Origin of the sequence: Acinetobacter qingfengensis, assembly GCF_008693185.1 — a bacterium.
GTDB classification, from domain to species: domain Bacteria; phylum Pseudomonadota; class Gammaproteobacteria; order Pseudomonadales; family Moraxellaceae; genus Acinetobacter; species Acinetobacter qingfengensis.
The window spans coordinates 21579-35966 of sequence record NZ_VXKN01000015.1 but is presented as its reverse complement, the minus strand read 5'-3'; the positions used below and the strand labels follow the sequence as shown (position 1 = coordinate 35966).

The window sequence follows — 14388 nt, the reverse complement described above, 5'->3', positions numbered from 1 at the left end:
TGATAATCAAAACCCTTAAGCCCTAACTAACACCCTGTTTTTCAACAAGTTTTTATCTGCATCACCGCCGATGGATGTGCATTCTACACTATCCCCATACCTTTGCAATACCCCAAAACCCTTTTTTCTAATTTTTCTTCTTGAGTGCGTGAAAATTGAGCTATTACTGTTATTTTTGTCAATTCTTTATCCAAACTCCAATAATAATTATTGATAAGCTTATTCTTTAATTGTGCTCAACATATTTTTTATTATGTTTGGCTATCCATATAAAGTTTAAATGTGGTTACTGAATATGAACGGTAAAAACTATTTCTATCATATAATTTGACTTATCATTCCCTCTATTATGTTAATATAGTCACAAAATAAACCATTGATTTTTCTTCCTTGGAAATCTTATGAGTAAAGCATTACCCATTGTTGTCGCTGCAGTTTTAGGCAGTGTTGCACTTGTGCCCGTTTTCTACGCCAGCAAAAACCCGAATTTATTTCAGACAGGGGCCAAACATTCTTCTTTTAATGTTGAATCTGCTTCTCCTGCTGAAAAAATCAGTTATGTTCTTGGTTATGAAGTTGCCAGCCAAACTCCACCTGAGTTAAATATTGATGCTTTTAATGCTGGTGCCCGCTCTGGCCACGCTCATGAAGCATTTCCATTCACTGAACAGGAAGTGAATGAAGCATATCAACAATTTGTTGCTGCTCAGAAAACTAATCAGCCTGCTGCTATCAATCAAGTAAAACCTGCGATAGCTGATCAAAATCAGGATGCTAAGTTTCTTGCTGAAAATGCCAAAAAAGCTGGTGTAAAAACAACTGCTTCAGGTTTGCAATATATTGTAGATAAAGAAGGTATGGGTAAGTCGCCAAAATCAACTGATGTAGTTAAAGTCAATTACGAGGGTAAATTGGTTAATGGACAAGTTTTTGATAGTTCATTTGATCGTGGTCAACCCATTGAATTTCGCTTAGATCAGGTTATTCCTGGCTGGACAGAAGGGTTGCAGTTAATGAAAGAGGGTGGTGAATATACTTTCTTCATTCCATCTAATCTTGCTTATGGCCCAGAAGGCAAAGGTCCTATTCCACCGAATAGTACTTTAATTTTTAAAGTACAATTAATCGCTGTACAATAATTTTTATTTAGCACTTATTCTGCACAGGTGTATGGAAAAAAATTTCCATACACCTTTTATTTTTACAAAATTTACACAGCCAGACTCAATATTATTCATTATTCCATTCTTATCAGCATATACAGTATTTTATAAATCTACTAACATCAGTAGAAATATCATTTTATGGTCTTGCAAACAATGAAAAAAATTCTTTTATCCAGTGTTATCTTCTGTTCTTCAGCTACTTTTGCAGCACCTGTCATTTCATCTCAGAGCAATGAAAAAGAACAAGTTGGTTATAGTTTTGGTTATTTACTAGGAAAATCTAACGCCAATGCACTTGGTGATTTAGATGTTGATAGTTTTATGCAAGGTTTTAAGCAAGGTTATCTTGGTACCACGCCAGCTTTAACCAATGAACAAATGATGGCTGTATTAAATCAATATAAAAAACAAACTGAAGCTGCGGACCTTATTGCTTTCCAGCAAATTGCAAATGGTAATCAGCAACAAGGTACAAGTTTTTTAGCCAATAATGCAAAACAGGCTGGTATTCATACCACCAAAAGTGGTTTGCAATATCAAGTTTTAATACAAGGAAAAGGCAAGAAACCATCATTAAAAAACAAAGTTGAAGTACATTACGAAGGACGATTACTAGATGGAACAGTTTTTGACAGTTCGATTGCAAGAGATGAGCCAGTTACTTTAAGTTTAAATCAAGTGATTAAAGGTTGGCAGGAAGGCTTGCAATTAATGTCTGAAGGCAGTACATATCGTTTCTTTATTCCAGCAAAACTAGCTTATGGCGAAACAGGCGCAGGCAATGCAATTCCTCCAAATAGCACATTGATTTTTGATTTACAATTAATCAAAGTACTGCCATAGTATACATTCAGCAGATTAGATGATTAATAATATAAATCAATCTGCTGTTATATTTATATTATCTTGGGGTCAATCATGATTTTTTTTGAATCTATACTGATTGAGCGTCTTCCCTTTCCCTTTTGGATTGAGGATGCCAGTGAGTTAAAGCAATATTTTGAGACCTTAAGAAAAAATGGTATTAATGATATTTCACAGTTATTTTTGACTGATGAATATCACTTTATTCAGCAATGTATTCGCAAAATAAAACTGGTTCGAGTTAATCAGTATACTCTTGATTTATTTGAAGCATCAAGTTGTGAAGAACTAGAAAAGAATTTGGCAAGTATTTTTCGTGACGATATGCTGCCTTATTTTAAACAACTATTAATTGATTTATGGCAAGGGCAATTATTTTATTCTGATACTGTTGTCAATTATACACTATCTGGAAAACGATTAAATCTAGAATTGCATGCCTTAGTCATCCCTGGCTACGAAGATACTTTAGGCCGTGTTTTAATTTCTACAATAGATGTCACTGAGCAAATTCAAACTCAGAAACTTGGACAACAAAATCAATTAATTTCTGAAGCTATTTTCCAATATGCACCTGTGGCAATGCTTATTTGTGACTGTAAAGCGATTAAAAAACGCTTTGATTATTTACATGAAGCGGGAATAGAAAATTTTGAATCTTATATTCAATCCAACTCACAATTTGTTGATGAATGCCTTGAACAGATAAAGATATTAAATACCAATAAGGCGCTTTTAGATTTATTTAAGCTTAAAGGTCATCAAGAATATATTGACCATCGAGAACAAATTTATCAGGGAAGCTTATATCAAAATTTTATGGCATTTTTAACACACCTCTGGCATGGCAAACCAATGCAGGAGCATAAATTTGTTGCCTTTACTCTTGATAATAATGTACGTTATTTATTACTTCATTATAATATTTTACCCAGCTATAAAAACTCATGGGAAAAAGTACAGATTTGTCTAACTGATATTACTGAAAAAGTGCAAATAGAATCTTTTCATGATGTATTGAAATTTCAAAATCCAATTACTAAGTTTTATAATGAAAAATTTTTAAACTATGAATTAAAGCGTATACAAAAAGAATTTATGTTTCAAATATCATGTATACAAATTAAACTGCGTCCATCTTCATTTAATCACTCTAAAGCTGATGATTATTCTTGTGTATTATTATCTCGCTTAAGTGATATTATTCATTATATGATAAAAAAACCATTAACAGCATATCATCTTAAAAATAATGATTTTTTAATTTTAATTCCAGGTTGTGACAATCACCTCATTCAACAAAAAATCAATGGAATTTTGTCATTAATTGAAATTGATCAGGATTTTTATCAAAGTATTCCACTGGAAATTGACATCGGTCATGCAACACTTTACCCCAATGAAACACTAGAGCAAATGCTACTGCGTGCTGATCAAAATCTTTATAATAATAAGTTTAATGCACAAAAAAACCAGACGTTCAAATAAATAATATTTAAGCGCTGTCTGGTCTTCTATTATGAAATTTTATGGACGTAAATGACGTAAACGAAAACCAACCAGCAACAAAGTAATGCCATAGACGAATGCACCCATTACACATAACAAGATTAATTCCATGATACGCGTAGAAATATTTGAAGAATTAGAATACCAGTGTAATCCATACCATAAAGTCAGAGTCATTACGATATTAGCAATCGTAAATTTTACTGCTGTTGTTTTCCAATGCCCTTCCAAACGGAAAATATTTCTCCGATGTAAAGTAGCATAAAGTAATGCAGCATTAACAAAAGCAGAGCCTGAAGAAGCTAAAGCCAGTGCCATGTGCTGTGCTTGCCAACCAATCAGATGAAAAATTCCCAATAAAACAATGGTAATTAGCATATTGGCAAAAACAGTGATCATTCCAATTCTCACAGGTGTTTTTGTATCCTGCTGAGCATAAAATCCTGGTGCAAACACTTTAATCAACATATAAGAGATCACACCACCAGACATACACTGTAAGGCAAGAGAGGTCATGGCGGTATCTCGTGCTGTGAATTCACCATGTTCAAATAAAGTATGAATAATTGGAGTAGATAACATACACAATGCGATACTGGCCGGAACACCAACAAGAACAATGACCTTAGTCGCCCAGTCCATCATACTACGAAATTTTTGCATATCCTGATCAACTTTCTGTGAAGATAAGGAAGGTAAAATTACTGTACCAATTGCCACGCCAATTAGTCCCAACGGCAACTCTGTCATACGCTCCGCAGAATATAACCATGATACTGAGCCATCCTGCATGTGTGATGCCCAGAAGGTATTGAGTAATAGATTAATCTGGGTAACAGAAACACCAAATAATGCCGGTAGCATTAATTTCAGAATTCGTTGTACCCCTTCATGTTTAAAATCCAGTTTGGGTGGAATTAACAGTTTTTTACGCCAGATTTCTGGAATTTGAATCGCCAATTGCAACATACCTGCAATTAATACAGACCAGCCTAGTGACATAATTGCCGGATCCACATGTGGCGCAAGAAATAATGCACCTAAGATCATGATTAAATTCAATAATACTGGAGAGAATGCTGGGGAAGTAAATGATCCATAGGTATTTAAAATACTACTGGCAAATGCCGTTAATGACATAAACATCAAATAAGGGAATGTCAGTCGGAATAATCCCACAAGCTGAGCAAATTTTTCGGGGTCGCTACTGAATCCGCCGGCATATATATATAAAATTGCAGGTGCAGCAACCATGGCAAATACAGTTAATAAACTGGTAATTAAAAGTAAGCCGGCAAAAACACGACTAATTAATATTTGTACCTCTTCATGCAACTTTGTATTTTTATATTCTGTTAGAACAGGGATAAAAGCTTGGGAAAATGCGCCTTCAGCAAATAACCGCCTAAAAAAATTCGGGATACGGAATGCCACAACAAAAGTGTCAAAATCCTTTCCTGAGCCAAAAACACTCAGCAAAACCACATCTCTTACCAATCCCAATATACGGGACAACATGGTCATTGCACTAATTACCATTGTTGAGCGCCATAAGGCCATGTTGATTTACCTTAACCGAAAAATCGCTATTGTAATGGAAATCTCATCGTAGAATGAACAGATGAAGCATTGGAATAAAAGTTATTTTTGTTGACGTTTTGCATATATATCTGCTCTTAACAGTTGCCAATCAAAAAAAGGGCCCGGATCTGTTTTACGTCCGGGTGCAATATCCGAATGCCCAGTTAAATGTTGATAGGTTTTAGGATAAGCCTGTTCAATAGACAAAATTAACTGACTAAGCACATCGTATTGTTGTTGTTCAAATGGTTGATCATCACTACCTTCAAGCTCAATACCAATTGAATAATCATTACATTCCATCTGTCCAAGATAGCTGGATCGTCCTGCATGCCATGCCCGCTCATTAAAATTGACAAATTGAATGACCTCACCGCTTCGCAAAATTAACAGATGCGCTGAAACCTGCATGCCTTCAATGCTTTTAAAATATGGATGAGCATTCCAGTCGAGTTGATTCTGAAAAAATTGCTGGATATAGCCGCCACCAAATTGCGAAGGTGGCAAGCTGATATTATGGATCACTACCAAACGAATATCTGTATCTTCAGGACGCTGGTTAAAATTGGGAGAATGAATTTGTACAGCGCCTTGCACGGCACCCTGAATAATCTTGAACATTTCCATCACAATAGTAAAACCTGAAAGACTTTTGTATTTTACGCCTTAAAAATTATTTCTGCTGTGATAATCTACATAGCAGTAAAAATTTTTCTTTTAATATACACTTCATCAGATTTTTGTAAGGACGCAGTTATTCATGATTTCACCAAAACTTCTTGAACATGCCATTCACATCAATGTACAACACGCTTTACAAGAAGATATCGGTGATGGTGACCTTACCGCACAACTTACACCGGCCGATGAACATGCACATGCCCGTGTAATTAGTCGGGAAAACATGGTACTTGCTGGTCAGCCTTGGGTTGATGCACTGTTTCAGCAACTAGACCCAAGCGTTGAAGTGATCTGGCTCAAAAAAGAAGGTGAGCATGTTCAGGCAGATGAAACCTTTTTGGAACTCAAAGGTAAGGCTCGTAGCTTGTTGACCGGTGAACGTCCGGCATTGAATTTTATTCAAACCCTGTCTGCGGTTGCGACCAAAGTTGCAGGCTATGTCAAACTGGTCGAAGGTACAACGACAAAAATTCTCGATACCCGTAAAACCATTCCCGGATTACGTATTGCACAGAAATATGCGGTGGCCATCGGTGGTGGACAAAATCATCGTTTGGGTTTATTTGATGCTTTTTTGATTAAGGAAAATCACATCATGGCAGCCGGTGGCATTGCACAGGCCATTGCACACGCGCATAACATTGCACCAAATAAACCGGTTGAAGTCGAAGTCGAAAATTTTGATGAATTACAGCAGGCGTTAAACGCTGGTGCAGATATTGTCATGCTGGATAATTTTAATCAGCAACAAATGCTTGATGCTGTCAAATTGGTCAATGGACGTTGCAAACTGGAAGCCTCAGGCAATATTACAGTGGAACGTTTAAGCGAAGTGGCAAGTACAGGGGTAGATTATATTTCCATGGGTTCATTGACCAAAGATATAAAAGCCGTTGATTTGTCCATGCGTTTTATTTAATGATTATCATAATACAGACGTAAAAAAAGCATGTTTAACTTCCTGTTAAACATGCTTTTTCATAGGTTAGGTAGAACGTCCTGTCATACCTGATACTTCCTTGTATCCATCCAGAAACATCCTGTCTCCTGATATTCGATTAGTATATGCAAAATTTTGCTAAGCTTATAGAGGTCAAAAGCATCTTTATTTGTGAGCAATTACTTACAACATTCTAAAATAAAAAACGCTCGATAAATCGAGCGTCTTTGCTTAAACTGATAAGTTAAATCAATTTAAACTTACTTCTTGTCGTCTTTCACTTCGGTGAATTCTGCATCTACTACACCATCATCAGCTTTTTGCTGTTGACCTGCATCTTGATTGAATGCATTTGGATCAAATCCTTGCGCACCATCAGCACCTGCCGCACCCTGTGCTTGTTCGTATGCACGTTGGGTAATTGGCATCAAAATGTTTTGCAGACTTTCAGTTTTTGCTTTGATTGCATCCGCATCATTTTCTTTGGTTGCTGCTTCAAGTTCTGATACCGCAGTTTCAACCGCAGTTTTTTCATCAGCAGTGACTTTATCACCTAGATCTTTAACTGCTTTGGTTGCACTAGATACTAACGCATCAGCTTCGTTACGTGCTTTCGCCAATTCTTCGAATTTACGGTCTTCTTCTGCATTGGCTTCGGCATCTTTAATCATTGCATCGATTTCGGCATCAGACAAACCGGAGTTTGCTTTAATCTGGATTGATTGCTCTTTACCAGTGCTTTTATCTTTTGCGGATACTTTCAAGATACCATCGGCATTGATGTCAAATGACACTTCAATTTGTGGTACACCACGTGGAGCTGGTGGAATATCACCTAACTGGAAGTTGCCCAACAATTTGTTTTGTTGTGCCATTTTACGTTCACCTTGGTACACTGAAATGTCTACCGCAGGTTGGTTATCTGCCGCTGTCGAGAATACCTGTGATTTTTTCGCAGGAATTGTAGTGTTTTTCTCGATGATTGGTGTCAATACACCGCCCATAGTTTCGATACCCAAAGTTAATGGAGTAACGTCGAGCAACAATACATCGTTTTTGTCACCTGATAATACTGCACCTTGGATCGCAGCACCAATCGCTACAGCTTCATCTGGGTTTACATCTTTACGTGGTTCTTTACCGAAAAATTCTTGTACTTTTTGTTGTACAAGTGGCATACGGGATTGACCACCCACCAAAATCACATCAGAGATTTCAGAAGTTGAAAGACCAGCATCTTTCAGTGCAATACGGCATGGTTCAATGGTACGAGCAACCAAGTCTGCAACCAAACCTTCCAGTTTTGCACGAGTTACATTGATCACCAAGTGTTTTGGACCAGTTGCATCGGCAGTAATATATGGCAGGTTAATTTCAGTTGCATTAGAAGAAGACAATTCGATTTTGGCTTTTTCCGCAGCTTCTTTTAGACGTTGTAATGCCAGTGGATCATTTTTCAGATTAACGCTTTGTTCTTTTTTGAACTCTTCAACCAAAAACTCAATCAAGGCATTATCAAAGTCTTCACCACCAAGGAAGGTATCACCGTTAGTCGATAACACTTCGATTTGTTGGTCGCCATCAAGGTCTGCAATTTCAATGATAGATACGTCAAATGTACCACCACCCAAATCGTAAACTGCAACTTTACGGTCACCTTCTTTTTTATCCATACCAAACGCAAGTGCCGCAGCAGTTGGTTCGTTAATGATACGTTTTACATCCAGACCAGCAATTTTACCTGCATCTTTGGTTGCTTGACGCTGTGCATCGTTGAAGTAAGCCGGTACAGTGATCACTGCTTCTGTCACTGTTTCGCCCAGATAGTCTTCCGCTGTTTTTTTCATTTTTTTCAAAATTTCAGCAGAGATCTGTTGTGGCGCAAGTTTTTTATCGTTTACTTCAACCCAAGCATCACCGTTGTCAGCTTTGATGATTTTGTAAGGAACAAGACCAATGTCTTTTTGTACCGCTTGATCTTCATAGCGACGACCGATTAAACGCTTGATTGCGAATAATGTATTTTTCGGGTTAGTCACTGCTTGACGTTTTGCAGATTGACCCACCAGAATTTCGCCATCTTTGTATGCAATGATTGATGGTGTGGTACGCGCACCTTCTGCATTCTCAATTACTTTTACTTTATCGCCTTCAAGTACAGCAACACATGAGTTGGTTGTACCTAAGTCAATACCAATAATTTTAGCCATTTTAAGTTTTCCTCAAAAATTCTTTTGCAATATTTCGCTTGTTATCCGATATGAGAGCATTTTATTTTTTTTCAAGATTTTTTTAGAAAAAATCTAAAATCTCTCTATATTTCCTGTACTTTGTGCGGATTCAGTCTTCGCTTAGCGAATTACTGACCGACTGTAACCATTGCCGGACGTAATAAACGACCTGACAAGGTGTAGCCTTTTTGCAATACATTACCGATTTCACCTGCTTTGGCTTGTGGATCAATACCAACTGCCTGATGAATTTCAGCATTAAAGCCATTTTGGGTGTCTACTGCGATAACACCATGTTTTTCCAAGGTCGTGAGCAGGGATTTCAGGGTGAGTTCAATCCCCTCCAATAATGGTGTTTTTTCTTCACCGGCTGCGGCAATCGCACGTTCCAGATTATCGACTGAATCAAGTAAGCCTTTGGTAAATTTTTCCAGCGCAAATTTTTTCGCTGCTTCTGCTTCACGCTCCAGACGCTCTTTCACTTTTTCAGCTTCGTAAATGGCATTGGCCGCACGAGCTTTTTCAAGTTTTAAACTTTCTTCAAGTTTGCTGATGTGGGCTTTTAAATCTTCAATGCCCGCTTCTGCATGATGTTCGGCATCAGTTTGTGTCTGTTCTATTTGCTCTTGTTCCAGATCTTGAGCTTTATCGGTTTGCTCATTGGCCATTGATGATCTCCGTTTAAAAAATTCAAACATGTGCAGTCCTCTTTGGCATCAGACGATTTAATCATGCCTACACTGCCATGTATTCAGTTTGCTTAAACAGTAAAGTATGGGTCGATCCTGTAAAATCAAGGTTGTTTTTAAATAAACTTATAAATTTCATACGATAAAACGGTATTGTCATGACAATGATGCAATACCGTTGCTGTCATACTACACAGCACTTTATCAACGTTCTAAAACTTCCCGATTAAACTAAAGCAGAAATAAGAAGAAATTTATTTTATTTTTTGGGTAAGCTGATATAAATCTTCAAATTTTGAGTGTTCCATAACTGTTTTGCAACTTCTCTGATTTCTTCGTCAGAAATTGCTTTTTCCAGCTCAGAGATATGGGATAAATAAATGGGCGAATCATATTTCTGATAACTCAGCACCAGTCTGCGCTGTAAACTAAAAATATCTTCCTGACGTTTTTGTTCATTATATTGAAATTGTGTCTTCGCCTGCTGAATTTTTTGTGCAGTCATATATTTCGGTAAATTTTTTAAAATCTCTTGTGCCTGTGCAGAGAGTTCCTGTGCCCGTTCTGGCGATGTTGTAAAACTTAATGATGTTTCAATACGATCATGTGCAGGATTGAGTTCCGCAGCAAAATTCAGGCGGTAAATTCCGAGTGACTCTTCTCTTAATCTATCCCTTAAGACCTGTTGTGCAATCTGACGAGCGATACTGACCTGAACGGCTGTTTCAGGTTGCCACTTTTGTTCACTAAAAGACCATAACCGTACATCTGCTCGCGGTTCGATATTGGCATTCATAATTGTTTGTGCCTGACCTGTTGTAGACAATGTATTAACGGCTGGCAGTAATTTTTCTCGCTGTATGGGTGCCAGAAATTGCTGAATATTCTGCTCTACATCTAGGCTATTTCCATCAGAGATCAAAAAGTAAGTGGTTGATGCTTTACCAATGATCTGCCATTGTCTTAACAAATCCTGTTTATTCACCTGTTTTAATTGATCCAGAGTAGGACGATGAGATTGTTCGACACCATAAAGTAATTGCGCAATTTGCTGTTCTTTTTTTCCTGAGATTGAACCTTCTGCTACAGTCTGCTGTCGGATTAATCCCACCAGACTATTTTTCATGGTTTGGCTTTCAATCTCCGGGTATTGATTCAGGTTATAAATCAATTGTAATAAGACAGATAAACGATTTGCCGGTGCCACACCACTTAAACTCAATTGATCCAAGCTTTGACTATAATTCAGGGAAATATTCTGATCTGTTTTCCATTGTCTGAACTGAGCTGGCTGGCTGGCTTGTGGTCCATTTTGTGAAATCATCTGTATTGCCAATTGAGATTGCCACGGATTCAATTCAGGTGATAAAGCACCCATTGGATTTTGCGCAGTTAAATACACTTTGTCTTTCGCAAGTGCCGTCTTTAACCAGATTACTCTATCGCCATTATTCAATACATATTCTTGTACATTTTGCTGTGGATAAGCATGAACTTGAACGATATGACCCGATTGAGTAGGCTTAACCAACTTCACCTCAGACAACTTTTGTGCTGTCCGTAAAGGTTCAAGCTGTTGCTGTGAAATGTCCTGAGCTAGTTGCTGAACACTTTCAATAGAAGGAAGTTGAAATGCTGCATTTCCCGGAATGCTATATTGCAAGAGCTGATCCGGTTGCGCCAACCATGCTTGTAAATGTGCGTTTACCTCAGCAACCGAGATGGTTGGTAATATCTTTAAAGCATATTTTGCGGTTTGTTGACTACCACGATATTGCCAGCCTTTTTGCCATGCTGAAACCAGTTGTTGCGTCCATGCATCAAACTCTCTTCGTTCTGTTTTTTTTAGCATTGCTTTTGCAGTTTGCTGTATGTCCTGTTTGGCGGTTTCAATATCCTGATCTGCCAAAGGATACTGTTTGAGCCTTTGAATTTCAGTCAATAATACTGGCAATGCATCTTGATGATGATCGGGTACAACTTCTGCAAAAATTCCCAAAGCAGAAGTATGCTGACCAATATCAGATTTCTTGGCGACCAGTGTGGTCACTGAATCTGGCAATGCTTCACTTTGACGGCGCATTTGTCGTGATAATGCCGCTAACGTAATTTGATTAAGTAACCGTTGTCTTATTCCTTGTTGATCATCCTGTTGGGCAAGCACATCATCAAAACGAACCACCCATGAAATCTGGCTACTACCACTTTCACTATCCTGCAAGCGCAATATTCTCAATTGTGGTTTTAACTGTGGGTCATAATCAGGTTTGGATTCCACAGGATGTTTTGGTAATTTGGAAAATACTGCCCTAATCATCTTTTCTGTATCTTTGATATTGACTGCACCAGATACCAGAAGTTGCATATTATCAGGCCGATACCAACGTTGATGATAATCTTTTAATTGCTCTGTCGTGAGCGCTTTGATGGATTGTTCATCGCCAATTACAGGACGAACCGCATATATGGAGTCATGACGCATTGCCCGTATCCGTTGCTGATTCATACGCTCTGCGACACCAAGTTTACCTCGCCATTCTTCTAGTACAATGAGGCGTTCATGATCTAAATCACGCTGGGTAAATAATGGGAAAGCAACCATTTGCTTTAATATTTCCAGACTATATTGCAAATCCTTTACGCCCTGTGGCGGATTCATCATATAAGTTGTGCGCTCAAACTGGGTTACGGCATTATAATGTTGGGCCATTCTCCATTTTTTGCTATGTAACTCATTAGATACACCTTGCGGATATTTTTCCGATCCCTTAAAGACCATGTGCTCAATGAGGTGGGCAGCACCAGATTGCTGATCTTTTTCATGAATTGAACCTGCATTGACCATTAAACGAATATCGATTCGTTGTTTTTCCTGACGAAGAGGCGCAATGCTATAGCGAAAACCGTTCTCCAGTTGGCCCGAAACAATTTTAGGTAATGGGCTTATTTCGGCATGTAAGCAAACGGTCGTTAAATTAATACTGATCAGGACAATCAAATGTCGTGTTTTGGGAAAGAAAGCTGGCATAAACATTAATTTTAATCAAAGAGTAAAGAAAAAGAAGATGACAATAAGCCATCTTCTTATATGAATTAGAAGATTTGAGATTACCAGTTATATGATAAACCTAACCAAAATTGACGACCTGTTTTATAAGAAACTGGAGCTGTGCTTGTTGTTCCTGATTTAGCAGTTTCAATCGTGGTATCAAATACATTTAATACATCCAGACTAACCGCTAAACTCTGATATTTGCCAACTGGATATGACCAGTTAAAACGCCAGTCATAAGAGAAATAATCATCATATTGTTTTTCTTCATATAAGGTTGCCGATCCAGTATAGTCACCACATGCACTGTAACTGCTTGAACACGCAATTGTAGAAGTGGTATAGCCTCGATAGCCCGCAGTATAACCTAGACGCTGAGTCCAGTTTAAATGCCACTTAGGTATAGTGGTATCAATCCTTAAAAAAGCATTCCACGGCGTACCAAAATCCCATGCAGGTGCATCATCCAAATCCAGTAACTCATCTTTATAAATGACCTTACTATAAGTTGGATTGTCATCGTATGCCGCTGTATTCCAGTTATTTGAACTTGATTTATTGTTTGAGTAATTGGCTCCAATTTCCCAATCCACTGTTCCATATTTAAATTTAAATGGACTGATTGGCTCAATGGTCAAAGAAACAGTTTCCCCCTTTGTTCTACCACTGTTATCCATTACACGATAAGTCACACCTTCAATTGTTTCTGATGTACGAGAGAACTGATCTCGTCCGTTACGATGCACATATTTTAAGGTCCAGATGGTATCCCAAACCCGTTGTGCAATTCCGATATTTAATTCATCGCTAAATGGTGTATCTAATTCAGACATCGTATAACGATTTGCTGTGAGAGTGGTTGGTCCTGTAGTTACCCAATTTGCAGACGCACTAGAGCGGGTTTGCGAATATCTCTCTCCAATCCCATCTCTCAATTTATACGCAAGAATATTACCTGCATAATAACGGTTTGCACCTGCAAAAATACGGCTAGAACGATCACCAAATACATCATAAGATATGGCAAAACGTGGTGCGATATTCAGATTTCCAAGAAAATCATCCATACTGACACGTACACCCGGGGTAAGCTCTAAACGTCCCCACGTCATGCTGTCTTGCAAATAGATTGCATAATTGGTGTAGTCGTCATTGATTGTTTTTGCAGGATACAAAAATCTTGAACCAACATATTGCTCGCCATCTAAGCACCACTCATCACCCGTAGTGCAAACCGTTGCAGTTGCAGGAGATTGCTTTTGCTGTTTTTCTAACGAATCAACCGATGGCTCTAATTGTTGTTCAATTTTTTTTTCTAATGAAATCAGGCTGACTTTTATGGATTGTGTTGCTGATTTTTTTTGTACATCAGCGCTGGGAACACGTAGTGAGGTAAAAGCAATAAACAAAACCAGCCCGTGACACATTGAAACAGCAATCCAGTATTTCAGTTTTTTCCAATCAAAGTCGAACGTTGTTTGCATAGAAAAAGCTTTTTCCATAAAAAATTTAAAACCAAAACAGATACATTAGAAAAGAAAAAAGTACAGATATGACACAAAAAATTAACAATAAAATTTATTATACAGTAATTATTAATAAATGTAATTAATATTGATAATGATTAGCATCATGCATTTTATTTATAATACATATTAATATTTTTGTAGTTTTA

General features: G+C 37.6%; 10 protein-coding genes. 4 read left to right on the top strand and 6 right to left on the bottom strand.

Annotated elements, in window-relative coordinates; translation table 11 throughout:
* Positions 1 to 401: 401 nt before the first annotated feature.
* From F4V57_RS14435 to F4V57_RS14425, 3 genes are all read left to right on the top strand, one after another.
* Complete coding sequence (locus F4V57_RS14435) at positions 402 to 1139, top strand: FKBP-type peptidyl-prolyl cis-trans isomerase (protein WP_070070275.1); 738 nt, start codon at positions 402 to 404, stop codon at positions 1137 to 1139.
* A 180-nt stretch (positions 1140 to 1319) separates the two neighbouring features.
* The gene (locus tag F4V57_RS14430) at positions 1320 to 2009 is read left to right on the top strand and encodes an FKBP-type peptidyl-prolyl cis-trans isomerase (RefSeq protein WP_070070303.1); all 690 of its coding nucleotides are present in this window, start codon (positions 1320 to 1322) and stop codon (positions 2007 to 2009) included.
* A 75-nt stretch (positions 2010 to 2084) separates the two neighbouring features.
* Complete coding sequence (locus tag F4V57_RS14425) at positions 2085 to 3518, top strand: diguanylate cyclase domain-containing protein (protein WP_070070276.1); 1434 nt, start codon at positions 2085 to 2087, stop codon at positions 3516 to 3518.
* 39 nt (positions 3519 to 3557) lie between these two features.
* Here the strand turns inward: F4V57_RS14425 and murJ are convergent, their stop codons facing one another.
* Both murJ and ampD read right to left on the bottom strand, forming a co-directional pair.
* Positions 3558 to 5099: a murein biosynthesis integral membrane protein MurJ gene (gene murJ, locus F4V57_RS14420; protein WP_070070277.1), complete on the bottom strand. Its 1542-nt coding sequence runs from the start codon at positions 5097 to 5099 to the stop codon at positions 3558 to 3560.
* A gap of 81 nt (positions 5100 to 5180) precedes the next feature.
* Complete coding sequence (ampD, locus tag F4V57_RS14415) at positions 5181 to 5747, bottom strand: 1,6-anhydro-N-acetylmuramyl-L-alanine amidase AmpD (protein ID WP_070070278.1); 567 nt, start codon at positions 5745 to 5747, stop codon at positions 5181 to 5183.
* A 133-nt stretch (positions 5748 to 5880) separates the two neighbouring features.
* Between ampD and nadC the strand changes: the two genes are divergently transcribed.
* The gene (nadC, locus tag F4V57_RS14410; protein ID WP_070070279.1) at positions 5881 to 6720 is read left to right on the top strand and encodes a carboxylating nicotinate-nucleotide diphosphorylase; all 840 of its coding nucleotides are present in this window, start codon (positions 5881 to 5883) and stop codon (positions 6718 to 6720) included.
* A gap of 281 nt (positions 6721 to 7001) precedes the next feature.
* On the opposite strand, the gene dnaK is transcribed toward nadC, so the two are convergent.
* The 4 genes from dnaK to F4V57_RS14390 form a co-directional block, all read right to left on the bottom strand.
* On the bottom strand, positions 7002 to 8951 hold the full coding sequence (gene dnaK, locus F4V57_RS14405; RefSeq protein WP_070070280.1) for a molecular chaperone DnaK: 1950 nt from the start codon (positions 8949 to 8951) through the stop codon (positions 7002 to 7004).
* Between the two features lie 149 nt (positions 8952 to 9100).
* Positions 9101 to 9640, bottom strand: a complete 540-nt coding sequence (gene grpE / locus F4V57_RS14400; protein ID WP_070070281.1) for a nucleotide exchange factor GrpE — start codon at positions 9638 to 9640, stop codon at positions 9101 to 9103.
* A gap of 280 nt (positions 9641 to 9920) precedes the next feature.
* Positions 9921 to 12695 (bottom strand): M16 family metallopeptidase, encoded by a 2775-nt coding sequence (locus tag F4V57_RS14395; RefSeq protein ID WP_081409234.1) that lies wholly within the window; start codon positions 12693 to 12695, stop codon positions 9921 to 9923.
* A 74-nt stretch (positions 12696 to 12769) separates the two neighbouring features.
* Entirely contained in the window at positions 12770 to 14197 is a 1428-nt protein-coding gene (locus tag F4V57_RS14390; protein ID WP_171257551.1) for a TonB-dependent receptor, read from the bottom strand.
* Positions 14198 to 14388: the final 191 nt, after the last annotated feature.